General features: G+C 53.8%; 20 protein-coding genes. 10 read left to right on the top strand and 10 right to left on the bottom strand.

Annotation, left to right across the window (positions count from 1 at the left end):
- The first annotated feature begins 190 nt into the window (after positions 1–190).
- From R0137_RS08535 to R0137_RS08520, 4 genes are all read left to right on the top strand, one after another.
- Positions 191–1,063 (top strand): DMT family transporter, encoded by an 873-nt coding sequence (locus tag R0137_RS08535; protein ID WP_407329954.1) that lies wholly within the window; start codon positions 191–193, stop codon positions 1,061–1,063.
- A gap of 99 nt (positions 1,064–1,162) precedes the next feature.
- Positions 1,163–2,530, top strand: coding sequence for a S41 family peptidase (locus R0137_RS08530; RefSeq protein ID WP_407329953.1), 1,368 nt, complete (start codon positions 1,163–1,165; stop codon positions 2,528–2,530).
- A 7-nt stretch (positions 2,531–2,537) separates the two neighbouring features.
- Entirely contained in the window at positions 2,538–3,128 is a 591-nt protein-coding gene (locus R0137_RS08525) for a putative metalloprotease CJM1_0395 family protein (RefSeq protein WP_407329952.1), read from the top strand.
- A gap of 95 nt (positions 3,129–3,223) precedes the next feature.
- A complete protein-coding gene (locus R0137_RS08520) occupies positions 3,224–4,633 on the top strand; it encodes a M20/M25/M40 family metallo-hydrolase (RefSeq protein ID WP_407329951.1) in 1,410 nt (469 codons plus the stop codon).
- 20 nt (positions 4,634–4,653) lie between these two features.
- Here the strand turns inward: R0137_RS08520 and R0137_RS08515 are convergent, their stop codons facing one another.
- Positions 4,654–5,574 (bottom strand): LysR substrate-binding domain-containing protein, encoded by a 921-nt coding sequence (locus R0137_RS08515; RefSeq protein WP_407329950.1) that lies wholly within the window; start codon positions 5,572–5,574, stop codon positions 4,654–4,656.
- A gap of 158 nt (positions 5,575–5,732) precedes the next feature.
- On the opposite strand from R0137_RS08515, the gene R0137_RS08510 reads away from it, so the two are divergent.
- Genes R0137_RS08510 through R0137_RS08495 form a run of 4 tightly spaced genes read left to right on the top strand, consistent with a single transcriptional unit; the run spans position 5,733 to position 9,229 of the window.
- Positions 5,733–6,515, top strand: a complete 783-nt coding sequence (locus R0137_RS08510; protein WP_407329949.1) for a CmcJ/NvfI family oxidoreductase — start codon at positions 5,733–5,735, stop codon at positions 6,513–6,515.
- Positions 6,512–7,498 carry an LLM class oxidoreductase gene (locus R0137_RS08505; protein WP_407329948.1) on the top strand — a complete coding sequence of 329 codons (987 nt, stop codon included), beginning with the start codon at positions 6,512–6,514 and terminating at the stop codon, positions 7,496–7,498. The genes R0137_RS08510 and R0137_RS08505 overlap by 4 nt, the downstream gene beginning before the upstream one ends.
- 10 nt (positions 7,499–7,508) lie before the next feature.
- Positions 7,509–8,324 carry an SDR family NAD(P)-dependent oxidoreductase gene (locus tag R0137_RS08500; RefSeq protein ID WP_407329947.1) on the top strand — a complete coding sequence of 272 codons (816 nt, stop codon included), beginning with the start codon at positions 7,509–7,511 and terminating at the stop codon, positions 8,322–8,324.
- Positions 8,325–8,383: 59 nt separating this feature from the next.
- Entirely contained in the window at positions 8,384–9,229 is an 846-nt protein-coding gene (locus R0137_RS08495) for an enoyl-CoA hydratase/isomerase family protein (RefSeq protein ID WP_407329946.1), read from the top strand.
- Between the two features lie 220 nt (positions 9,230–9,449).
- On the opposite strand, the gene rarD is transcribed toward R0137_RS08495, so the two are convergent.
- From rarD to R0137_RS08470, 5 genes are all read right to left on the bottom strand, one after another.
- Positions 9,450–10,370: an EamA family transporter RarD gene (gene rarD / locus R0137_RS08490; protein WP_407329945.1), complete on the bottom strand. Its 921-nt coding sequence runs from the start codon at positions 10,368–10,370 to the stop codon at positions 9,450–9,452.
- 134 nt (positions 10,371–10,504) lie between these two features.
- Positions 10,505–12,937 (bottom strand): putative bifunctional diguanylate cyclase/phosphodiesterase, encoded by a 2,433-nt coding sequence (locus tag R0137_RS08485; RefSeq protein ID WP_407329944.1) that lies wholly within the window; start codon positions 12,935–12,937, stop codon positions 10,505–10,507.
- 233 nt (positions 12,938–13,170) lie between these two features.
- Positions 13,171–14,253: a DUF1254 domain-containing protein gene (locus R0137_RS08480; RefSeq protein WP_407329943.1), complete on the bottom strand. Its 1,083-nt coding sequence runs from the start codon at positions 14,251–14,253 to the stop codon at positions 13,171–13,173.
- 122 nt (positions 14,254–14,375) lie between these two features.
- Positions 14,376–14,630 carry a hypothetical protein gene (locus tag R0137_RS08475; RefSeq protein ID WP_407329942.1) on the bottom strand — a complete coding sequence of 85 codons (255 nt, stop codon included), beginning with the start codon at positions 14,628–14,630 and terminating at the stop codon, positions 14,376–14,378.
- Positions 14,631–14,675: 45 nt separating this feature from the next.
- Positions 14,676–15,581, bottom strand: a complete 906-nt coding sequence (locus R0137_RS08470) for an adenylate/guanylate cyclase domain-containing protein (RefSeq protein WP_407329941.1) — start codon at positions 15,579–15,581, stop codon at positions 14,676–14,678.
- Between the two features lie 294 nt (positions 15,582–15,875).
- Here R0137_RS08470 and R0137_RS08465 point away from each other — a divergent pair, with 294 nt between their 5' ends.
- Positions 15,876–17,222, top strand: a complete 1,347-nt coding sequence (locus tag R0137_RS08465) for a hypothetical protein (RefSeq protein WP_407329940.1) — start codon at positions 15,876–15,878, stop codon at positions 17,220–17,222.
- A gap of 568 nt (positions 17,223–17,790) precedes the next feature.
- On the opposite strand, the gene R0137_RS08460 is transcribed toward R0137_RS08465, so the two are convergent.
- From R0137_RS08460 to R0137_RS08445, 4 genes are all read right to left on the bottom strand, one after another.
- A complete protein-coding gene (locus R0137_RS08460) occupies positions 17,791–18,192 on the bottom strand; it encodes a PaaI family thioesterase (RefSeq protein ID WP_407329939.1) in 402 nt (133 codons plus the stop codon).
- Entirely contained in the window at positions 18,192–18,659 is a 468-nt protein-coding gene (locus tag R0137_RS08455) for a PaaI family thioesterase (RefSeq protein ID WP_407329938.1), read from the bottom strand. Before R0137_RS08455 ends, R0137_RS08460 begins: the two co-directional genes overlap by 1 nt.
- A 161-nt stretch (positions 18,660–18,820) precedes the next feature.
- Positions 18,821–21,955 carry an efflux RND transporter permease subunit gene (locus tag R0137_RS08450; protein WP_407329937.1) on the bottom strand — a complete coding sequence of 1,045 codons (3,135 nt, stop codon included), beginning with the start codon at positions 21,953–21,955 and terminating at the stop codon, positions 18,821–18,823.
- Positions 21,942–23,105 carry an efflux RND transporter periplasmic adaptor subunit gene (locus R0137_RS08445; RefSeq protein ID WP_407329936.1) on the bottom strand — a complete coding sequence of 388 codons (1,164 nt, stop codon included), beginning with the start codon at positions 23,103–23,105 and terminating at the stop codon, positions 21,942–21,944. The genes R0137_RS08450 and R0137_RS08445 overlap by 14 nt, the downstream gene beginning before the upstream one ends.
- Before the next feature lie 63 nt (positions 23,106–23,168).
- Between R0137_RS08445 and R0137_RS08440 the strand changes: the two genes are divergently transcribed.
- On the top strand, positions 23,169–23,639 hold the full coding sequence (locus R0137_RS08440; protein WP_407329935.1) for a MarR family winged helix-turn-helix transcriptional regulator: 471 nt from the start codon (positions 23,169–23,171) through the stop codon (positions 23,637–23,639).
- Positions 23,640–23,856 lie beyond the last annotated feature (217 nt).

The following is a 23,856-nucleotide window of genomic DNA, read 5'->3' as shown; positions in this document are numbered from 1 at the left end:
TGCCCTATCATGCCGAGCAGCCGGGTAAGACAATATCGGAACAAAAAGGACTCTCTGGTGCCTATAGTTGCTGGTAAGCCTGGTCGCGTCCGGCAACTCTCAGCACCTTGGTTATCGGAACATTTGTCAGAACCGTTATCAAAACAGTGAATAAGTCAGTGACCGAAGAGATTTCAGGACGTATTTCAAAGTGAGAACTACGGTTTACACAACACTTGCGTTGATTGCTTTTGCCGGAAACTCCATCCTCTGTCGGCTCGCCCTTGGCGAAGAAGCTATAGATCCATCGGGTTTCACCATTATTCGTCTTCTATCCGCCGTCGCCGCTCTTCTCATAATTCTCAGCGTCACTCCTTCTCAAAGCGCGCCCGGCTCCAAAGGCAGCTGGAGCGCTGCAAGCATGCTTTTTGTTTATGCCGCGGCCTTTTCTTATGCATACACAACATTAGAAACAGGTATCGGGGCCCTTATACTGTTTACGGCGGTCCAGCTGACAATGATTGCTAGCGGCCTTGTTACAGGCGAGCGGCCGAACCGGCTCGAATGGCTGGGACTGATCATCGCTTTTTCGGGATTTGCCTACCTAGTCGCACCGGGTGCTGCTGCGCCGCCGCTGGTCGGTCTTTTATTGATGAGTACGGCCGGCATTGCCTGGGGCTTCTATACGCTTTTGGGCAGGCGCTCAGAAGACCCGCTGAGAGACACTTCATACAATTTTTTGCGTACTCTTCCATTGGTGCTGATTTTGTTAGCCGCGACTGTTACGCAGTTAGAGGTATCAATCAAAGGCGTGATGCTCGCCGTCCTGTCTGGGAGCCTGGCGTCCGGAGTTGGCTATAGCATTTGGTATGCGGCATTACGTGGACTTTCCGGCACGCAAGCCGCAGTGCTGCAGCTTTGCGTTCCAGTGATAGCGTCTTTGGGGGGAATAGTGTTTGCGCAGGAGTCGCTCTCTCTTCGTCTGGTTTTAGCGTCGGCGATGATATGCGGCGGAATACTTTCGGTGATCCTCGGCAAAGCTAATGCAGTGCCAAGACACCAATCCATACAGACTGAGTCTTGACGGCAAGTACCTTATACTTCCGCCTATTGCTCCGTGATTTTGCGCAGCTAAATTTTAGAGATACCGATCATTCAAACACCATTCAAACATTCGATCATTATGGCAGCGGCGCTATCCACAGCTTGCGGAGGCGGTGGTGGCGGAAATAGCAACACGACAGTCGCTGCCCCAGTCACGCCAGCACCCACGACTGCCAGCTGCGGGGTAGAAACGCAAAAAGACTTTGTGTTTTCCGTCGCGCAAGATTGGTATCTCTGGTACGACGAAATGGCGACTGTTAACCAAGATGACTTTGCCACTGCCAATGAATACCTCGCGGCGCTTACCGCTCCACTAGCAGAAGACTTCCGGGATCCCGGCTTCTCTTACCTCACCACGGTGGCTGAGGACGAGGCCAATTTCACCAGCGGAGCTTTTATCGGATTCGGTTTTCGTTTTGCGGTGGATGACAGCGGGCGCTACCTGATCAGCGACGCTTTTGAGGGTGCACCAGCGTTCCAGGCGGGATTCGAACGCGGCGCAGAGATTCTTGCGGTAGATTCGGGCCAAGGCTTTGTAACGATGCGAGAGTATGAAGAACAGGGGGCAACGCTCGACACAATATTTGGCGGATCGATAGAAGGGTTGGAACGAGAATTTCGACTGCTGATCGATGGCGAAACCTCGGAGCTCACCGTCGCTAAACGCGAGCTTGACGTCCCTCCTCTCGCCGCCGCTCCTGGCACCTTGGAACGCCAGGGACTGCCCCCAGTCGGCTATATCCACTTACGCAGTTTCACACTATCAGCGAACTCAGCTTTGGATGAGGCCTTTGCGGAGCTATCAGGACAGGGGATCACCGATTTTGTCATCGACCTGCGCTATAACAGCGGCGGCCTTGTGGATGTCGCCAGCCGTTTTATGGATCTACTGGGAGGAGACATAGCCGACGGTCAGATCGCTTACAGCATTAGTCATAACGAGAAGCGCGTTTCCGAAAACGAGGATTTTGCCTTTTCCCGTCGCGCCGGGTCAGCAAGCCCCCTTCGTATTGCTTTTATTACCAGTGAATCGACGGCGTCAGCGAGCGAGCTACTCATTAATAGCCTGGAGCCTTTCGCCGAGATCGCACTTATCGGCAGCGACACTTCCGGCAAGGCCGTAGGCCAATACGCTTTTGATCAAAGAGGTTGCGACACGCGCCTTCGCCTAGTGACGTTTGAAAGCGTCAACGGTGAGGGCTTTGGAGGCTTCTATACCGGACTCATAGACACCGGCCGCTTTACACTTTGTGCGGTTGAGGACGGTTTTGCCGGTGCGTTTGGGTCTGAAGAAGATGCGCTAACCGCCGGCGCTCTCGGCTGGCTAAACGAAGGACAATGCCCTGTAAACATCAACAACGCTTCGGGTCGGCAAACGCTCCGTCGCGGCCCGCAGCCCATTACCGCCAATGATCGGCCGGATCGTCGGTCAACCTGGGTTCAGTAACACCTCTATGAACATAGGCGCCTCCAACTTCGCCCCTATGACTAACGTAGTGCGACCCACTGCAATCTCGCAAGATACCCGAGGCATCGAGGGTGAGCGCTCAGGGAGCGAAACCCGCGATCGAGAAAATCAGGCCCTCGGCAATAACGCAAACACGGACCGAGTATCGATCAATGGGCTTAGCGAGCAGGAGCAAAAACAAGTGCGCGAGCTCGCGGATCGAGACCGAGAAGTACGTGCCCACGAGCAAGCTCATGCCAGTGTCGGCGGACGCTACGCAAGCGCACCGAGCTACACCTATCAGCGCGGGCCAAACGGGCAGCAATATGCCGTAGCAGGTGAAGTATCCATCGATGTTTCCCCTGTCCCTAACGACCCTCAAGCAACAATTGAAAAAGCCCGCATTGTTCGCCGAGCGGCCCTGGCGCCCGCTCAACCGTCCAGCCAGGATCGAGCAGTTGCAGCTGAGGCAACAGCCTTAGAACAACAGGCTCGAGCGGGGCTAATCGCTGAATCAAAAACAAGATCTAAAGAAAACTCGGACCCTCCTGATCAGGAATCGTTTGCGTACTACACGCCTATCGATCTGCAGGCGTAGACTTTTAGGTGCAGTGCGCTTCTATCGGCTATGCTTGCTTACACAAACGCTCAAGCTAAAACTGCAAACCACCTAGAGCGACCACGAGGAACACAATGCCGTTCAAATTATTAATGAAGTCACTAGCAACGTCTTTACTGTTAACCAGCACGATCGTAACCGCGCAGAGCGATGCGATTCAAAGCGAACACGCTCAAAAGACCTTGGAGATTTATCGCACTATCGTCGAGGTAGATACCTCCAAGACCAAAGGCAACACTCTAGGCATAGCCCAATACCTTGCCGATGAGCTAGTCACCGCGGGGTTTGCCAAAGACGACGTTCGCGTTATCCCCAAAGATGATTTTGGAATTCTTATTGCTACTTATCGCGGCGACGGTAGCGCAGGTAAAAAACCCATATTGCTCTTGGGACATCTGGACGTGGTTGAGGCACTGCGAGATGACTGGGTAAGACCACCCTTCGAACTTACGCAGGACGACGTGAACTTTTATGCCCGCGGGACAATCGACAACAAATTTGGCGTCGCTCAACTCACAGGCACAATGATTCGTCTCAAAAAAGAAGGCTTTGTGCCGGACCGCGATCTCATCCTGGCGTTTTCAGGCGATGAAGAGAGCGGCATGGTAACTACACGCATGATGGCCTACGAAATGCCAGAGCTTGTGGAAGCAGAGTTTGCGCTCAATTCAGATTCCGGCGGCGGCAGCCTCACCGCCGACGGTCGCGCTATTGACTATAGCCTGCAAGCTGCGGAGAAAACCTTCGCCACCTGGGAAATCACAGTCCGCAACCCCGGCGGGCACAGCAGCCGCCCCCGGGATGATAATGCTATCTACGAACTTGCCAGTGGTATTAAAGCCATCGAAGCGCATCGCTTCCCCGTAATGTGGAGCGAAATGACACTCTCCTACTTTCAGCAGGTAGGTGAAAAGCTCGGTGGTGAACTTGGCGATGCCATGGTGCGCTTCGCCTATGACCCTGAAGACGAAGAGGCGGCAGCACGACTTCGCACTGAGCCTTCGTATGTCGGTACAACGCGTACAACCTGTGTAGTCACGATGCTGGAAGCGGGGCATGCTGAAAACGCGCTGCCCCAGTCTGCGACGGCCACGGTGAACTGCCGTATCTTTCCCGGTGTTGCGGTAGCCGATATCGAAGCAGAATTACGTACAGTTGTGGGTAATGAAGAAGCGGAATTCCTTCTCCTTGGAGACCCTACAGAGAGCCCTATTTCGGAAATCCGTGCGGATGTTCTGGCGGCAGTCGGCAAAGCCGTTCACAGCCGCTATCCGGGTCTCGATCTTATTGCCTACATGTCATCGGGGGGAACCGACGGCATGCATTTTCGCAAAGCGGGAGTACCAACGTTTGGCGTCGGCGGAATTTTCATGAACCCCGACGAAAAGTTTGCTCACGGTCTGAATGAGCGCGTGCCAATCAAAGCGTTCTATGACGCTCTAGACCATTGGTCGATCATCATTCGGGATTTGACGGGCAAGTAGCCACGGTAATCAGCAACCGGTCATCTCAGCCGGGACGCATCTAACGCGGGTGAACTACCAATTTTCTTTACCAGAAAGTCGATGAACACCCGTACCTTAGCAGTGAGTACATTTGATTTGGGGTAGACCAGCCAGATTGCTGACTCGTCATCGACCTCGTAGCTAGGCAACACGCGTACCAGCCGTCCCTCATCAAGAGCATCATTGATACTCCAGTAAGAGTTCATCGAGATACCGACTCCAGCAATGGTAGCTATCCTCATGCTAGCACCATCGTCACACACAACACGCCTCCTCGCCCCGGGCGGCGGGAAAGAGCATGGAGCCTCGCCGATTGCTGATACAAGCTTCTTGGCCGAGCCACTCATAAAAGTCAGAATCTGATGCTTCAAAAGATCATCGGGGGTTTCGGGGTTCCCATGAGTAGCCAGGTAGTCGGGGGAAGCGCAAAGGATCCGCGTATCGTCGGCCAGCTTGCGGGCGCGAAGACTACTATCCTCAATTGCATAATTGCGTAGCGCGAGATCGTAACCACCCTCAATCAGATGCATTTGCGTATCAGATAACTTTAACTCCAGTTCGACTCCCGGATATCGCGCCAGGAACTCCGGCAGGATCGGCGCCACGAAGCGTTGCGCAAAGGTACTGGAGGCAGCAAAGCGCAAGGTACCAGTGACCTCCTCATTGCCATGTCCCAATGCCGCACGCGCAGCGTCCTCCTGAGCGAGCATTTCCTTGGCATAGGGCAAAAACTCGGCTCCTTCGAGGGATAGCGATACCTTGCGTGTCGAGCGATGCAGAAGGTCGGCACCGATTTGCTTCTCTAACTTTGATAGCCGCGCGCTAGCGACTGCTGGTGCCAAGCCGAGTGCGCGCCCGGCTGCACTGATGTTCAGCATTTCCGCAGCCGTCACAAATAGCCGCACCCCTTCCGTATCCATCAACCCTTAGCCAGTTAGATTATTTTCGTCAATTATATATGAAATACGAATACTGAAACCCTTTTTAGCCTATTTAACAATCTTTTAGCTGCCAATAAAGTGTCCTCATCGCGGGAAAGCACAACAGTTTTCTCCGACGAATATCTGGAGGCAACGCCATGCGCGAAACAGCAACAGTCAATTACCACGTTAAAAGCAGTGACGTTCAAGCGTTCCACTTTGATGTGGGTGGCGTGCCTGGCAATCTCATCTCACCAGAGTTGAAACCTACGCAGGTCGCCGTCCGCGACGTGCGGGGGAAGTCGAGTTCAATCAGTTTTAAAAGCGATGGCATCTGCTTTGAACGCCATAGCGCTCAAACCCAAGCCTTTGATGACCGCCAGAGCTGGACCAACACCTACGACGCTGAAATTCGCACTTTACTCACGGACAAGATCGGTGCCAGCGAGGTTATCGTCTTTGATCACACCGTGCGTATCGACAATGCCAATGCTGATCGAAAGCCAGCTCGAAACGTACACAATGACTATAGCGAGCGTAGCGCCGAGCAACGCTTGATCGATATCGTCGGAGAAGAACGAGCCCGTGAGTTCCGCTCGGGCCACTACGGCTTCGTCAATGTATGGCGCCCGATAGAAAACTCTATCCAGAACTCTCCCCTCGGTTTCATCAATCCGCGGTCCTTAAGTACAGGCGACTGGATGACTATCGAACTCATTTACGCAGATCGCGTCGGCGAGATTCTGGGAGTTGCAGCTAACCGAGATCACGATTGGTTTTATCTATCGAAGATGACTCCCGACGAAGTCGCGATTTTCAATATCTACGACAATCGCGGACGCCCATCTCTGGGCCACAGCGCTCTCGATATGGAATTCTCTAACAGTGCGGCACCGCCACGAAAGAGTATCGAAACTCGCACTTTGGTGCGGTACCCATGACATCGGCAAGCGTTCATAGCGCGAACGAAAACCCTGGCACCTTTGATCCGATAAACGTGGGCTACAACGCTACGTTTACTCCGGGCAAGTTATCCATCGGCCTCGTTGTACCCATCGAGACCTACCCCAATAGCGCGGTGCCTACGTTGGAGCAGCATATAGAGCGAGTTCAACTAGCCGAGTCTTTAGGGTTCTCAGCGGTTTGGCTGCGCGACGTCATCTTCAACGTGCCTTCTTTTGGCGACGCGGGTCAAACCCTTGATCCCTTTGTCTACCTTGGTGCCCTCGCTACCCAAACATCAAAAATCGCTTTGGGTGTGGCCAGCATTATTCTACCGCTGCGCCACCCCGCCCACGTTGCCAAATCCGCCGCAAGCGCAGACAACTTGTCTGGGGGTAGGTTGATTATGGGGATCGCCTCAGGGGACCGACCTGAAGAGTATCCAGCGCTTAACAGCAACTTTAGCGATCGTGGCTCACGGTTTCGTGACAGTTATGACTACATCCGCCAGGTCGGAGCTAGTAACGCTGAGTTCTCCAACGCCTTCGGCCAAGTGGAATCTGGATTAGATCTCCTGCCAAAACCTGATGGAACTCGCTTGCCACTGATGATCACAGGATCCAGCCAGCAATCGGATGACTGGATTGGCGCAAACGGTGATGGCTGGATCACCTATCCTCGTCACGCTCAGTTGCAATCCCAACTGATCGATCGGTATCGCAAGAACAACGTGCGTAACGGCGAGACCCGCAAACCCGTCATGGAACCGCTTTACATTGATTTGCTCGAGGATCCCGGGGCGTCTGCCGTGCCGATCCACCTGGGTGTTCGAACCGGCATACACCACTTACGCAAATACCTTGATGAGAGACAGAGCATCGGCGTTAACCACGTCGCTCTAAACCTGCGCTTCAACCGTGCCCCCATTGACGCAACATTAACTACGCTCGCGAACGAGCTCATTCCAACAACTGCCCATTAGGAAACTCACTATGAAGACCATTTTGTTAACCGGTGCTACCGACGGCATTGGATTTGAGACAGCAAAACTGCTGGTGGCCATGGGTCACACCCTGCTTATTCACGGCAGGAGCGAACAAAAGCTGGCGGATACCCAGCAGCAGCTAAGAACCATCAGTGGCTCGGGCGCGGTGCAGGCCTATCGCGCAGATCTCTCCAAGATCGCCGATGTGCGTAGGCTGGCCGCCGACATCGCGGAAGATCACTCAAGCATTGATGTGATCATCAACAATGCAGGCGTTTTCAGAACTGCAACGCCCACCACAGAAAACGGCCACGATCTACGCTTCATAGTAAACACAGTGTCTCCGTACCTTCTCACCCAGCTACTGCTATCGCTTGTGCCAACGGATGGTCGAGTCATCAACTTGTCATCGGCAGCCCAAGCATCCGTCAGTCTGCAGGCTCTCGCGGGCGAGGAGCCCTTGGGGGACAACCAGGCCTATGCGCAAAGCAAGCTCGCTATCACCATGTGGACCTTCCATCTCGCAAAGGCAATCGGTGCTAAGGGCCCCGCGATCATCGCAGTCAATCCCGCGTCCTTACTCGCCAGCAAAATGGTCAAGGACGCTTATGGCGTTGCAGGAAACGACCTGGGTATCGGCGCGGACATTCTCATGCGCGCCGCGCTGAACGAAGAGTTCGAAGACGCCTCTGGAAAGTACTTTGATAACGACCGAGGGCAGTTCTCGAATCCCCACCCCGACGCGCTGAGCGACGAGAAGAACAAGAGTGTCGTCTTGGCGATAGAAGAAATAATCGCTGATCTCGACGTAAACGAAACCTAAGCAAAAAAATCAGCACTCCCTCCCCAAAACCAAGCCTCAAATACAGCAAGGAAATCACAATGAAATACGCAGGATTCACTACGTTTACGACGGAACAACGCGACGGGATTCTCACAGTCACCTTTGATTTTGGCTCCGTGAATGTTCAAGGTCAGGAAATGTTGGCCGATCTTAACAGTCTGGCCATGCGCCTAGAGCGCGATCGCCAAACTAAGGTGGTCGTTTTTCAGTCCGCAAATCCCGAGGTCTGGGTATGCCACTACGACACGGAGCTTCTTAAGGACATGTCCGAAGAGGCGGTCTCTCGCGAGGAAGCTCAGCTGCTGGATTTACAAGCTGTGTGTGAGCGCATCAGCAAGGTACCGCAGGCCACTATCGCCAAGCTTGAAGGCTTCGCCCGCGGCGGCGGCCACGAACTCGCACTTGCTTTGGACATGCGGTTTGCTGCCCGCGGTAAGTTTAAATTTATGCAGATGGAAGTCGGCATGGGCATTTTGCCCTGTGGTGGCGGTGCCTCTCGCATGGCGCGCCAAACCGGCTTGGGTCGTGCACTAGAAATAATTCTTAGCGCCAGAGACTTTGATGCTGACGAAGCAGAAGCTTACGGGACCATCAACAAAGCGCTGGAGCCAGAGGAGATTGGCGAGTACGTAGATACCCTCGCAAAGCGCATCTCAAAGTTCCCGGCGGAATCCATCAACGCGTGCAAGCAAATGGTCTACGAGTCTATAGATAAGCCCATCGACGAGGCGCTAAAAGCCGAGGCCTACTGGCTTTATCAGGCTACCAGCAAAACACCCGCTATTAAGCGCTTCACCATCGCAGACGAGCAAGGTCTCGAGCACGATATGGAAAACCAGCGAAACTGGAACGATCTTGTTATGAATGTCCAGGAAATAAACTGAGTAAGTGGCTTGGAGCAATTCTATAAGGTTCGAATCCGCTTCTGAGGGACTCTTTTCTCATCTTTTGATCAGAGCTCCCTCAGTCACCCTTTGTCTCATCCACCCTAAGCCGCGCACGCTTTCATTAGCAGAGCAGGAAGATTTAGTCTCTGCGGCCGCTGAGGTAGAGAGTGTTATTGCGCAGCGGCAACGAGAGTAAGCGCGCCTTAGTCAGCGGCTTTCAGCGAACACCCACCCGCACAGCCGCCTGTTTGCGCCCTGTTGCAAGGGCATCGACACTAAAAACAATGACTGCGGCCCAAATAAATCCAAAACATACGATCCTCGCGGTTGTCAGTGCTTCGCCAAAATACACAGCAACGCCGAATTGCATGGTCGGAGCAAGGAACTGCATAAAACCGACTGTTATTAACGATAGCCTACGTGCCGCGACAGCAAAAAAGAGCAAAGGAAAAACCGTGAGTGGGCCTGACAGCAGCAATAGCGCGTCTGTTGTTAGATCCCCACCGGCAAACGCAGCACCTTGGCTAAGCACGAGCCACAACAGGCCGGTCAATGCTAGAAGGAATAGCAGAGCAGTCTCCACGAAAAGACCGGGCATCGCAGCCACGGCAACGCGCTTACGAATGATCCCATAGGCGGTGAACAAACCCGCAAGGGACAAAGATACCCAGGGAAGCCCACTTCCCTGCACTGAAAGCACCAGTACTCCAATCGACGCAAGAATGACAGCGACTAATTGCGCCCGCCGTAGCCTTTCACCAAAGAACAGCACTCCGACCGCGACGTACATTAAGGGGTTTATGTAATAGCCAAGACTAGCCTCAAATATTCGCTCGTTCACAACGCCCCAAATGTATACAAACCAGTTACCTGAGATGCACAGCGCTGAGAGCGCCAGCCAAGCAACAACGCGCAGATCTGCAAAAGCCCCAATAACGTCAGACCATTGTTTGCGAAGAGTGATAATCAGCGCACCAAAAGGTACCGCCCAAACGATACGGTGAAGCAAAATCTCTGTCGGGGATACGGCCTCAAGCAGCTTGAAGTAAATGGGAAAGACACCCCACAAGCCGTAGGCCGCTAGCGCAAAGAAAATACCGCTGCGTAACTCTGCCGCTTGCTGGTCGGCGGGCGTCATGGAGTTGATTGCATTAGCTCCTTCACTTACTGCCTTATGGCCACGACGCCGAACTCTTACTTCGTCGAGTTGACGATGCTGCAAGTAGCCCCCAAAACACAACAGAGGAAAAGTCTAACCGTATTCTTGGGTTTCTATACAATGTTGATCGGAGCTGAATTGAACTCACTGATCCAGCAATCGATCTCGTTCGGTGGCAACGGGCGACAGATATGAAAGCCTTGCGCGTAATCGCAATCCAAGTCTCGAAGGTATTGAAGAATGTGCTCGCTCTCCACACCCTCCGCCACCACATCTAAATCCATAGCACTGGCCAGCGACAGTATGGACTCGACGATTTGTCGGTCACCCGCGTCGCGATCCAGATTCATCACAAAACCGCGGTCAATCTTCAACTGGGCGATAGGCAGCTTCCGCAAGTAGTTCAGCGAAGAAAACCCTGTGCCAAAGTCATCAATCGAGATGTGCACCCCGGTCTCCGTGAGCGCATGAAGCTTTCGACTCACCTCGTCCGGGGCTTGCATGAACACCGATTCGGTTAACTCTAATTCTAGTAGACAGGGGTCCACATCAGACTGCTGAATGAGATCTATCGCTTGCTGGTACCAGGTATCGTCAGCCAAGTTCCGCATAGAGATATTGACGGCAACACTGATCTCCTGATCCCCAAAGGACTTTATCTTCTCGATAGCCTGCTCCATCACCCAAAGGGATATCGGGTTAATCATGGGACTCACCTCCGCCATAGGAATAAATCGCGCAGGTGGAACAAGTCCGTGTTCCGGGTGCTGCCAGCGGAGCAAGGCCTCAACACCGGTCACGCGACCACTGGCCAGGTGGACCTTAGGCTGGTAGTGCAGCAGCAGTTGATCGCCACCAATACAAGCCTTGAGTTCGGACATAAGAGCAAGGCGCTCTCGAGAGTGGGGATCGAAACTCTGGTTATAAACGAGCACAGGCGTCGCCGAACTCTTTGCCTGATACATGGCGACATCCGCGCAACGCAGCATTTCGTGGCTGTCTTCGCGATCCTCGGATGTAATGGCGACACCGATGCTGCCATCGATGCTAAGAGACAAATCATCAGCCACGTATGGCGCACGTACGGCCTCGAGAATCTCCATTCCCAGCGCTGTGGCCTCCGCTTCCTGAAGGGCAACTTTTAAGAGAAGTACAAACTCATCGCCCCCCAGACGTGATGCTAGGAGTTCACCCGGCGCATCGATCTGACTAAGGCGAGGACCGATTTCCTTGAGTAGTTGATCACCCACGTGATGACCCAGGGTATCGTTAACCTCCTTAAACTTATCAAGATCCAAAAGGAACAGACAGGCACCGCTATCGGGCCTTTCCGAAACGTGCTGTCGAAAGGTCTCGTGCAGCGCCCCGCGATTTGGCAAGCTAGTGAGGGAATCGTGATTCGCGCGGAAGGTCATCTGCTCCAAATGCCCAACGCTGCTCAACGCCAATCCTATTGTTCGACCAAGGGCAGCGTAACCCTCGAGATCCGCTTCATTCAGTTTGCGCTGCCCGTTAAGTACATAATTGCAGGTACCGTAGACTCGATCCCCGCTCAGGAGCGGAATGATGATCATTGTGCCAATCTGTTCCGCTGCATGCTCCTTAGCAAGCGACTGCGCTAGGTCGTTTACACGGCTATCGGTAGCCATTTGATCGACCACCTGCACACGCCCGCTACGCACAGCAGCACCACTTAGGGACCCCTCCAGCGCCAGCTCAGGGTTGCTCGCTGCCAAGTGCCCAAGGCGACCACCAGACTCTAGCGTCACCAGTTGACGGCTACCTTCGTCGAGACGATACATCCACACCGTTGATGCGGGCTCGGCGTCAAGCAATAGCTCGATACTCTCTTTCACAACGCTATCTGTGGAACTCAACTGTCCCAAACGCTGAGCTATGCGATTGCTCTGACGAAGCAGCAGTCGCCCGCGGTCTAGCTCTCGCTGATTTGCAAGAAAAGCCACAAAGAGCAAAGAAAGAGACGATGCCATGGCCGCGACCTGACTAATCGCAATCAGGTCTACTCTTAAATATTGGTTCTCAAGAGTCAGTCCTGAACCAAAGGCCGCGAGAAGGACTGTCACCCCACGTACGAAGAAAAGAAACGCCGCTATCTTTTCTGCCACACCATGCACGCGGAGCGTCAAAGCTATGTAGCAAAAAACCGCCACAAGGCCCATGACCGGTACGATCACGCCACGGAGGTTCATGGCCCGCAACAACGCAAATGACAGCACAGTCACTACGCCCGCCAAAAGCAAGTAGCGTCCGGAAAAGCTCCGTTGGGCGTAAATGGCCGTCCCTTGTAGTAATAATGGAATTGCCGCAGCAACAGAGAAGACGCAAAGCCAGATAATGGGTGTTATTGAACCTGGAGTGACCGCTGGCAGCGTCGCAACCGTGATGAACAATGCGAACAAGCCGCCCGCCCAATAGAGATTATGGCGCTGACCACGATCGCTCAGCCAAAGGCCGCCGAGGAGTAAACTGACCAACAGGCTGTTAGTCAGAAGGATTGTCTGATCAGAAAACAGGCCTTCCGGCATGTTCTGCCCTTTATAGTTTTTGGCTAAAAAAGGCTAGCACAGCGTTTTAGATGAAGTCACATAAAATATTGAAATCTGAAGAAAAAATTGAACTCGGGGTCAGGCGGAAGAAGTCATTGCTGAGCGCCCTCTTGCCCCCTGTCAGGGAAGCTTCTCGGGTACCAATCCGCGTAGCGCACTCGCTCGAATCAAATAGAGTTACACCACAGCAAACACGCTGTGCTCACCTACCCTTAAGGCTGAACCTTTTCGATAGACGGTGCCAGTCGATATCCTTCAATGACGCGGGACGACGGACGATAGTGTCTCACCGTGACATTGAAGACACCTGATGCATTTTCAATGGGGATACGGTTAACGGCGCCAGCGTCACAACCCAAGCTGACTGTATAGCTCCCATCATCATTAGGGGCCGCAAGCTCGCTGTTCACATTCGCAACATCGTCGAACATAAATCCCGAGCGGTCGTATACCGTGAAGGACCAAAACGCGTCATTACCCGGATCTTCGAAGGTTGCCTGATAGCAGCCCTCGGCGGGTAGATTAGGAGTTAGCTCGTAAACATTGTCACGGACTTGCGCCCCACCCCAACCAGCGGCAGAGGCTACCTGGTGAATCTCCGGTACAAAAAAAGCGCGCGACTCGTCGGTCGGAGCAGTGAACATACTTCGTGAAAGAATATCTGGGCCATAAGACTTAAGAAGTTCAAAACGCTTAGCTTTGAGCGCACTCTCTACTGCATAGAATGAATCTTTATTTACTGGCTCGGAGGAAAACGCTTTGCTGCTTGCCGCTTCGATTCGCATTGCCGCCTGATAGCGTTGTACTTCTTCGCTGGAAAAGGTCGCATCGAGACGCACAATGACATACACGTGGCTCCCAGTATGGGTGGCAAGCTGATAGGTACCGCCGCCATAAGACATAGGCTGCGTTCGATGATCTTCGGTCACCGGCTGCATCGAAAGATACTTACCTTCGGGCACCTCTGGCAGCGTAACTGTAGCGCCTTGGGAAACATCGACGACCGCGGACGAATAATAGGAATCACGATTCATTCGAACGACAGGCTGGTCGGCTGTGGGTGTAAGCTCGGGTCGATGCACAAAGCGATTGACCTGACCCGCTAGCGCCTGTGCACGGATCATCTGCCGCGCCGTTTCCGCATAGGGGTAGGACGCTTCCGTAACCACCAGCCCACCATCAGCGAAGAAATCATGGGCTGCCATGGGCGAATCGGCGTGAACAAGTAAAGAAGAAAAAAAGCTCAAAACCGCGGCTGCGGTGCAATAGCGAAGACGCACACGTTTAACATTCATTAGTAACTCTCCAATCTTCTGAGCGTCAAAGGGATTGGGACCGAGTCAATCTTGGCGCGACCATTAACGCCAAAATCCCGAGCCCTGCAACCGTTAGCACTGGCACATTTAGGGGGTCTCGATTAGAAACCATGACACCAACCAAAGCCCAAACAACTGTAAGCCCATACTCCGATGCCCGTCGTAAACGGTACTGCACGGTAAGGGCGATGGCCAGCGCAACGCTCAAAGCTACTAGCGCCGCGGGGGTCTCCGCCATCCACCCATAACCCGCCAAGACCAGGCCGAGGGATACGCACGATGCAGCTGTCAGCCACCCGGCATAAATCGCGACGGGCGACAGCCGCCAACAGGGTGTTAGTTGTGTTGGTGTTCATTGATTACGACTCGGTAGACACTGAGACTAGAGGAGCGTTGGTCCCCTAAAAACTCAACAGCACCTGATCTACACAACTATGCACCGCATCGCGACCAAGGTCTCCAATTGCGGTGAAAGCGAATGCAGTTTGGAATCCGTCTGCGGTCTCATGGTGGTGAAGAGCCTTTGCATACACCTCTTCCTGTTGCGTACTTGTAGGCGCTGGATTGATTCCAAAAACAATCTCGCTGTCGGCTGGCAAGGGAGACGCAAGGTTCGCAAGCATGCCGCCATAACCTAGATTGATAATCTTACCTTCATGGCTTTCCGACAATGCGCGGCGGTTTTTGATCGTTTGATATTTCAGAGGCAGGTCTACGTCGACGCGCGGCGATGTTCGGACCTCCACTTCGGGGATAGAAATATGTTTTGGCCGAAGTACGGCTCGAAGCTTGTGCACAGTGATGGGTTTGCTCTGCCCTCGAACGTGTATATCCCGGCTTCGGTCGGTCTCTAGTTCTTCGCGTGCTGCTTGATAGCAGGAATCACTCAGGAGAACTTCGCCACGCAAAGCGAATTTCTCCAGGCGTGCGGCAATGTTCACCGCGTCGCCGATCACTGTGTACTCGTGGTACTTCTCGGATCCAAAAGACCCCGCCATCACCTCCCCACTGCTCACACCAATGCCCATGTAGAGTGGTGCGATACGCAGGGCAACCTTACCTCGGTTGAGCAAATGCATGGCATCTTGCATTGCTGCAGCACAGGATATTGCCTGTCCCGCGTGCTCCTGACTGTTTTCTGGCGCACCAAACAGGGCCATGATCCCGTCGCCCAGAAACTTATCAATATAGCCCCCGTGCTCGTGGATAATTCGGGTCATTTCGGTAAAAAAAGGCTGGAGCATACCGACGAGGACATCAGGAGCTGTGGTGCCGGCGAGGTTTGAAAACCCGCGCAAATCAGCCATTAAGATAGTAACCGGTCGACTTTTCGGATCAGTCGGCAGAGGTTCTCGCTGATTTGCTACGCTATTCAAAACGGTATTTCCTCCCTGAAAGAACCAAAGTATACAGCTGAAGAACTGCTCATCGCAGCAAGTGTTCGCAGGTTTTCCAAAGCTAGAAGCAGCAATCATTTCTCCGAGAGAGCGCCCAGCAAGATTGATTATTGCGCCCTTTAGGAGCTGAGAACAGATATAGGGTTTGCGTCGCGCTACTGCTCGGCATAATCTCCTACGGGTTTTAAAACTGAGGCTTACTCCATGCTGTTCTCCGTGCTTCGACGTATCAGCGTCGCCCTCGTCAGCTGCTTGTACGTAGCCGCTTTCACGGTGCAGGCTCAACCGGACGGCACAGCGTCTTACCGCTCTGACTATGCCGCCTATCAATCCGCCTGCGAGACGTTGCCACGTCCGAACGTAGATTGCGCCTGCGTTGCTAAGGCGCACGCCACTTGGGCGCACATGGCTCCGGATAGGGCCTACGCCCAGTACTTGCTGGAGCTGTACCGGCAACGTCTGGGTTTGCCCAGCGATGCCGATGCGAGACTCGAGGCCTATTTCAATCAGGACGACGCTAAAGATGAACTCAACTTCCGTGCGAGCATCGCATTCGAGAGCGTTGATCACGCCGATCCCTTTCGCGACGACTCGGTAAAAGGCTGCGTGATCCCCGGTGCATCTCGACCGCAACTCGATGTGCTCCCTGCTGGGACCTTTTATGAAGAGGTTTACCCCAAGATGTTGGCCTCATTGGGTGACCAGCGGTTTGTACAGTGCGAATTAATAGAAACCAGCAAGCTGATGTCCGTCGATGCCTTCGAGGCGCGGACGCGCGTGGGTAATCTCGCGGCGCCAACCAGTACTAAAAGTGCTAACGAAGTTGGTGCGCAAGTTATGGGTTTACAGCTCCAGCGGTTTGACGAGCTCGTTGGGCAGGCAAATACCGCGTATGCCAAAGCGGGCATAACCACTCGAGACCCCGGAGCCTATTGTTCAGCACTACTCGCCGCCGAAGACTCAAGCGGTGAACTAAAGGACCGCTATGTCCGCAATGCCGCGGAGCGAGCGGGACCACCAGTCGGCCTGGCAAACGTTGATGTAACAAATCCGCGGCCCGCAATTACCAATACTCTCAACGCCTCGGTAGTCGCTATGCAAGCTAGTGCCCAGGCAGCTGCGGATCAAGCCAGAGCTGAAAACGCCGAAGCGCTGGCCGAATTGCAGGCAATACAAGCAGGTGGCAGTCCCATCGGTGCGTCGCAAACGGAGGTCGCCGACCTGGAGAAGGAACTGAAGGAAATGCAAGCGGGCGTGGAAGCTCAGATGGCGGTGGCGTCCAGCGCCGGATCCACGGGCCCAAGTCAGGCCGAGCTGTGGGCTGCCTGCGAACGCTCAGGGATGGGCTCCGCGTTCTGCGCCTGTTTCACACCACGCTTTGTCGACGAAATTGTCCCGATTGCAGGTTCTTCTGCCTACATGCTTGCCGCAAGCGCGCTGCCCGAGGGCTTCGATCCAATGCAATCCATCGCCTTCGCGCAGACTATGGATATGGGTGTGCTCATGAATGTTTCACCGAAAGTTGACGCGCTGGTGGATGCCTGCGACTGAATCTAGCGAGGTCGATTCAAACAGCCAGAGGGCTTCTTTCACCCTGCGGGCGTCGTCGCTACGCTCCTCCCTCCTAACTGCTCCTATTCGTCGGAATTTGTCGAACGAGCACGCTGACTCGGCTAAACACACCGGACAAACAAAAAAGGCCCCATCTTTCGATGGAGCCTTTTTGTTTGTATGGCGCGCCCGGCACGATTCGAACGTGCGACCGCCTGGTTCGTAGACGCTTTTCGATTTTAACCTATTGATTTTATTGGCCTAAAAACGACGCCCGTTGTCGTATTTGCAGGACAAAGCACTACTTTGCAGCACTGATGTCGGAAATTTGTCGGAAGTGGGAAACGGTGGATTGACGCGGTGGGCGGGATACCAAGCGGTCGCCACATCTGTCGGAAAAGATTCTCGATCGCCCACAATTTATCGTGCTGTAAGCAGGCGACCGTATTGACCGACGAGGATTTTCCAGGTTGTGCGTAAGGGTATTCGTCGACACAAACGACTGCCTCGCTGGCCGGTTCACCTGCAGCGAACCGAGACCAGGGTGTGTTGGCATTAGCTCTTGGCTTTATCCCACTCGGTAAAGTGAGGAACACTTTGCAACATGAGCCTCATCTTCCTTCTGGAAGGCGCGAGCACTCACGCCACAAACCCGCATCCCCGTCTTGGTCATTTCTGTGCGTACCCTGATGGGCAAGTCTGCAGACGCACTCCTCAAAAAACTGGTGGTCTGAGTTATCAGGCTCGGTGGAAGCTGTGTTTTTGTGAACCGCATAACCGTTGCGGCCATTGAACACCCCATGAAACTGCAAATTATTCCCCCGTGGAATGCCCGTAACATGGGGTTACCGATAAATCGATCCGCAGGCGCAAGTTCAAACAACGCGCCATCGTCGTGACTATCAATGACCTGCATACCCAACTGCAGCGCATAGGGAACCACTTCAATAATTGCCTTGTAATCCTGCACTAGGCTGTACTACCAGTGGACGAAAAATCTGAATCGGACCGGTTTGCGAGTTTTTCAAATGTTTTTCGAAAAAAAGCTGAAGATTCGCCAGTTAGAAAGAATCGCGAGACAGACTGAGCGAATACACCGTCAGCGTCGGATGCGCTTCCTGTTAAAAACACAATGCCTTCGTCGATACTGTCGCATTGAACGGAAATTTCAATATCCTGTTCTGCGCGGGGCGATCGCAACTCATCGTAGCGCAGATCTAAAGTCGCCAATGACGACGGTTCTTTGAGGTTCATCATGCAGGCTAAGCCCATACCCGAATCTATCGCTGTCATTACAACTCCAGAGTGAATGCTCATGTTTTCGATGGATCTTGCCAGCTCCGGCTTGAAAGGCACGCGAATAGCTACACGCTCTGGTGAGGCGGCAACGATCTCAATACCCAAGTCGTCATGCGCACCCGATTGAAAAATTTCCATCTATTGAGTCTCTCGTGGCTGTAATGATGGCGCAAAACAAAGCCTGCTGGGTTTTTCCCTAACCACCACGGTGAATAAATTGACTGTAAACACTTGCACTCCTCTAGCCCGGCTGTGATCGATTGAAAGCCGCGCACCCATGACTGCCTCGTAAGGCTGTGTCACTCACTCGATGGTGTTGACGCCCGCACCCGATGTGCCGAACTTGCATCGCGGGAGCGTATTTTCGACACGAGCCATTGTTTGCCTCTCTTTAGGTCATCTGGAAGCACATAGGCCGCCGGTACCACCAGCAGTGTCAGTAAGGTTGATGAGGACAAACCGCCGAGAATGATAAAGCCCATAGAATTCCGCCATTCGGCTCCATCCGATGTTGCGAATGCCACCGGTAGCATGGCAAATACCGCAGCAAGCGCTGTCATGAGCACCGGTCTGAGTCTTTCGGGACAGGCGAGCACAATAGCCTCCTTTAGATCCAAGCCTTCCGCGACTAGTTGATTAGCACGATCAACCAGCAGGATGCCGTTCTTCATCACGATCCCCATTAGCGCAAGCAGTCCAATCTGAGCAAACAGCGACATTTCCTGACCGCCGAAATAAAGCGCTGCAAACGCACCAGAAAAACTGAGCGGTGCGGTCAGCATGATGATCAGCGGCTGCCCAAATCGATCGAATTGACTGGCGAGCACCATATAAAGTGCGATCAGAGCCAGTGTGAAAGCGAAGGCAATGGCTTGGGCCGTTTCACCCAATCGACGAGCCTGCCCTTCAAAGGTTGCACTCATGCCGGTAGGAAGCGGATATTCTTCAAGCAGTTCATTCAGCACGTCAACTGAGCTTCCAAGAGCGATACCAACACCGGCATTGGCGAGAACAGAAATCTTGCGTGCTCGATCCTGACGATCAATCTGGGCCGGGCCGGTCGTTATCTTGAGTTCGGCGAGGCTCACTAAATCAACCAGCGCGCCCCCGGCCGACCGAATCTGAATTTGCTCAAGCTGCTTCAGGTTCTGACGTTGTGGCACCTCCAGTCGAGCCCGAATGTCGTAGCGTTTCCCACCGGCCTCAAAGGTGCCCACATCGACACCGCCGACCATGATTCGGCTGGTTGCTGCGAGCGCTTGGGCCGAAACACCGAGATCGCCGGCGCGGAGGCGATCGACGACGATTTGTAGTTCCGGCCGTCCCACCTCATAGGTGGAACGCACGTCGACGAAAGCGCCGCTGCGGCGCATCGCCGTCATCAGAGGCTCCACGTAGGCGTCAATTTTCTCCAGATCGGAACCGCGAATGACGTATTCGATGTCAGCACTGGAAATTCCGCCGCCAGATACCCAGGGCACCTCAGCCAGTGCACTTTTGGTTGCGATCGGAATGGCCTCGGCGAGCGCTGCCCTTGCGCGATCAATAATCTCAAACTGGCCAAGGACTCGACCTTGTTTCGGCGTTAGCAACACGTACAGGTCGAGCTGATTCACTTTTGCCTGACTCCCCGCACCGACAGTCACGAAAACATCGGTCACCTCTGGAAGGTCGGACAACGCCGTGTGAATGTTTGCGGCAGCGAGCTTTGCCTCGCCAATTCCGTAGCCCAGCGGTAACTCAATCGCCCCCTGAAATTCGCTGCGATCTGCATTGGAGGTAAAAGCGGTCGGGATTTGGCCGGCGAACCACCCACCAATGAACAGTGTGCTGATCGCTCCGAGCAGCACCAGATATCGGTAGCGGACCGCCAAACGAATCAAGCGACCATAGGCGTTTTCCAATCGAAGATGGAATTTTTCGATCGGGCGCAAACACCTCCAGTGCGAGGACCCCGGCTGCAGGAATCGCGCGGACAACATCGGCGTCAAGGTAAGCGCAACCAATAGCGAGACTGACACCGAGAACACGATAGCCAGTCCGTATTGCATAAAAAACCGGCCGACGATCCCAGCCATAAAGGCAATGGGCACAAACACGGCAAGCGTGGCAAAGGTTCCTGCGAGCACGGCAAGCCCGACACGATGTGTGCCACTAGACGCCGCCTTGAAGCGATCGATACCCCTATCCACATCGCGTTGAATACTTTCGATAACTACGATGGCATCATCCACCAGCAGCCCAATCGCGACCGTCAGCGCGAGCAGCGTCAACATGTTGATCGTAAAATCGAAGAGATAAAAAATAAAGAAAGTCGAGACCAGAGACACAGGAATCGCCGTTGCCACGATTAATGTAGCCTGCCAACTGAGCAAGAAAAAATAGGTGATGAGCACGACCAGGACGATGGCGATTATCAGGTCTTTGAGAACATCTTGAATCGAGGACTCAATAAACCGTGATACGTCCCGGGCAATAATGATCTCCATTCCCTTGGGTGCAAGGGCTTTTACTCTTTCTACCTCCTCTTTGACCGCGCGCGCGACTTCAACGGTATTTCTCCCGGACTGACGGCGAACTTCCAGTGATACGCCTGTTCGCCCATTGAGCTGCGCGAAGGTGCGCTCTTCTTCGAACCCGTCCTCGACACGTGCAACATCGCGTAAACGCGTCGGCGGTTGGCCGGCATTGAACCGAACGACCAGGTTTTTGAAGTCCTCTACGGTTTGCGCCTCAGCGTTGGTCTTCACGCCGAATTCGCGAGTATTGCCAGCGATTTCAAGGCGCCCGCCGGGCGTTTCGATATGTTCCGAACGCACAGATTCAACCACTTCGGTGGCTGAAACACCGTATGCGCGCATTTTGTCGGCATCCAGCCAGATACGCATTTCTCGTTCGCGGCCGCCAACCAGCGTTACTGAGCCCACTCCCTGCACACGTTGGATGGCCTCTTTGGCCACCTCGTCAGCAAATGTTGTTAGCGCGCCGATCGAGGTATTTCCCGCTATGACGACTGATAGAATTGGCGCAGCGTCCGGATCGACTTTATCCACAATCGGTTGGTCAACGTCATCAGGTAAATCCTGCAGTGCGATTGTGGTTTTATCGCGCACGTCCTGCGCTTTTAAATCAACATTTTCTCCAAGCTCAAATTCGATATTGACCTGCGAATAGCCCTCTGAGCTGACAGAGCGAAGCTGCCTGATACCGGCGATGGTATTAACGCTTTCTTCAATAAGGTCCGTGACTTCGGTTTCAATCGTGTCGGGAGCGGCGCCTTCAAGCGTGGTCACTACGGAGACGTAGGGAAATTCGACGTTTGGAAACAGGTCGATGCCGAGCCGCCCCAGTGATATCCAGCCGAGCACGACCAGAGCGCCAATGACCATGACCGCAAAAACCGGGCGCCGAATGGAGGTATCAGCGATCCGCATTGATGTCCTCCGGCAGGGGCGTGCCGTCGACTAGACGAGACAAATCTGGACCGATCAATACGAAATCTTCGTCGTTCAGCCCCGCGACGACTTCAACACCTGTCGCATCAAAATCGTTCAGGACGATATCTCGCCGTTGTGCGAAGCCGTCTTTTGCGAGGAACACATGCGGGCTGTTTTGCCTGTCCAACACAGCCTCATGATTCAGCAGCATGGCCAATCTTTCTGGCAGATGAATCTCGGCTTGGACAAACAAACCCGGTTTTATTCGGTAGTCATAATTTGCGAGCGCGAAGCGCACGTCCAAGCTCCGAGACGTCGGGTCGGCCTTATCGTTGATAACAAAAATTTCGCTTCGAAGTGTGTCCTGCAGACCATCAATACTCAGGTCGGCTGGTGTGCCCCGGCTCAGTGCTCCGAGGTAGATTTCGGGGACACGCACGGCGGCTACAACAACTTTGATTTCCTGTATCTGGAGCACGGCACTGTCTGCTGAAAAGGTCTGTGCCGACTTATAGGTGCCTTCATCGATATTGCGCTCTGTGATTACACCATCGTAAGGTGCCCGAACAACCGTATCGACAAGGCGCTGTTCCGCCTGTGCTAGGCGAGCGTCCGCTACGCGCCTCTCAGCCGCGGCAGCTTTCTTCGCGTTCACCGCTGTGTCGAGCTGCGCTTGCGAGATGAAGTCCTTGGCCAACAGCTCCAATGCCCGTTCGTGATCCAGACGCGCCTGCTCTGCCCGGGATGCCGCCGCCGCCAGCTCAGCACGAGCCAGTCGGACGCTGATCTCAAAATCGCTCTTTCTGGTTTGAAAAAGCGGCTGATCTTTTTTAACCCGATCACCTACTTTGACGAAAACTCGTTCGACAATGCCGGGCGTAACTACACCGAGATTGCTGGTTTGAGCCGCGCCAATGGTTCCGGTACCGGTGATTGTTTCCGAGACTTCTCGGATTGTGGGATGCAGGGTTTGCAGGCGTAACGGCCTAAGTTCTGCAGTATCAGCAACGACCTCCCGTTCTTCCTCGGAATCACCGCAGCCTGTAGTCAACGTCCCGGCTAGCAGAAGTAGTGTGCCGATTTTTCGAAGTGTCTTGCCGGGGCCTGATGCGGAACTGGCAATGTGCTTTAGGTAACATGCGCTCACGATCTGGTGTTCCACAGAGTATGATTCTACTATTGGCAATAAGATTCCGAGTATATTGTATCTATGGAAACAAAAAAACAAGGAGCCGGACCCAGGGATCTAGGCCGCAGTCTGGGGTTCCTGGTGCACGATGTGGCCCGTTTGATGCGGCGCGCGTTCGACCGCCGCGTGAAGCATCTTGGTCTTACTCGCTCACAATGGTTTGTGCTCGTGCACCTGTACCGAACCGATGGGCAAACTCAACGCCATTTGGCCCAAGAGCTCGATATGGAGCGGGCTCCGCTGAGCAAGTTACTTGATCGCTTGGAATCGGGTAGCTGGATTGAGCGACGCGCAGATCCCGACGACCGACGCGCGAATCGGGTCTACATCACACATAAGATTGATCCGATAATGAACGAAATTATCAGCGTAGGAGAAACGCTCACTGACGATATCTTCTCGGGAATCGATAAAAGCGCGCGCGAAGAGTTTTTGAGTGTGCTTGTTAAAGCAAAATCAAACCTGATCGCTAAGGAGCAACAGGAGGTTTAGGGGTTGATTGGGCGAGCGGTATAGGCAGATCAAAGCCTACTTTTTATGACGGCGGGGCGCTACACACTCCTAACACTCGCGGTCATCATCGACTGGGTTCCCGGGGGCTTGCTCTTCCGCATGCATTCCAAAGCGGCTTATAGCGGCCCTCTTGGGCGGGCGGATGACCTAGCTAACGCCGAGACATAGCTAACTCCGCCAGACCATTTCTGATCAG

This window comes from Congregibacter brevis (assembly GCF_045689245.1).
GTDB classification, from domain to species: domain Bacteria; phylum Pseudomonadota; class Gammaproteobacteria; order Pseudomonadales; family Halieaceae; genus Congregibacter; species Congregibacter brevis.
This window is presented reverse-complemented; position numbering and strand designations above follow the sequence as displayed.

What these genes read in the sequence shown, in the direction of transcription:
- R0137_RS08475 (WP_407329942.1), bottom strand. Translation starts at nt 14,630, where the DNA reads ATGAACACCAACACAACTAACACCCTGTTGGCGGCTGTCGCCCGTCGC.
- R0137_RS08455 (WP_407329938.1), bottom strand. Translation starts at nt 18,659, where the DNA reads ATGGAAATTTTTCAATCGGGTGCGCATGACGACTTGGGTATTGAGATC.
- rarD (WP_407329945.1), bottom strand. Translation starts at nt 10,370, where the DNA reads ATGACGCCCGCCGACCAGCAAGCGGCAGAGTTACGCAGCGGTATTTTC.
- R0137_RS08440 (WP_407329935.1), top strand. Translation starts at nt 23,169, where the DNA reads ATGGAAACAAAAAAACAAGGAGCCGGACCCAGGGATCTAGGCCGCAGT.
- R0137_RS08485 (WP_407329944.1), bottom strand. Translation starts at nt 12,937, where the DNA reads ATGCCGGAAGGCCTGTTTTCTGATCAGACAATCCTTCTGACTAACAGC.
- R0137_RS08470 (WP_407329941.1), bottom strand. Translation starts at nt 15,581, where the DNA reads ATGGCTGATTTGCGCGGGTTTTCAAACCTCGCCGGCACCACAGCTCCT.
- R0137_RS08530 (WP_407329953.1), top strand. Translation starts at nt 1,163, where the DNA reads ATGGCAGCGGCGCTATCCACAGCTTGCGGAGGCGGTGGTGGCGGAAAT.
- R0137_RS08505 (WP_407329948.1), top strand. Translation starts at nt 6,512, where the DNA reads ATGACATCGGCAAGCGTTCATAGCGCGAACGAAAACCCTGGCACCTTT.
- R0137_RS08480 (WP_407329943.1), bottom strand. Translation starts at nt 14,253, where the DNA reads ATGAATGTTAAACGTGTGCGTCTTCGCTATTGCACCGCAGCCGCGGTT.
- R0137_RS08500 (WP_407329947.1), top strand. Translation starts at nt 7,509, where the DNA reads ATGAAGACCATTTTGTTAACCGGTGCTACCGACGGCATTGGATTTGAG.
- R0137_RS08520 (WP_407329951.1), top strand. Translation starts at nt 3,224, where the DNA reads ATGCCGTTCAAATTATTAATGAAGTCACTAGCAACGTCTTTACTGTTA.
- R0137_RS08510 (WP_407329949.1), top strand. Translation starts at nt 5,733, where the DNA reads ATGCGCGAAACAGCAACAGTCAATTACCACGTTAAAAGCAGTGACGTT.
- R0137_RS08525 (WP_407329952.1), top strand. Translation starts at nt 2,538, where the DNA reads ATGAACATAGGCGCCTCCAACTTCGCCCCTATGACTAACGTAGTGCGA.
- R0137_RS08495 (WP_407329946.1), top strand. Translation starts at nt 8,384, where the DNA reads ATGAAATACGCAGGATTCACTACGTTTACGACGGAACAACGCGACGGG.
- R0137_RS08465 (WP_407329940.1), top strand. Translation starts at nt 15,876, where the DNA reads ATGCTGTTCTCCGTGCTTCGACGTATCAGCGTCGCCCTCGTCAGCTGC.
- R0137_RS08450 (WP_407329937.1), bottom strand. Translation starts at nt 21,955, where the DNA reads ATGCGGATCGCTGATACCTCCATTCGGCGCCCGGTTTTTGCGGTCATG.
- R0137_RS08515 (WP_407329950.1), bottom strand. Translation starts at nt 5,574, where the DNA reads ATGGATACGGAAGGGGTGCGGCTATTTGTGACGGCTGCGGAAATGCTG.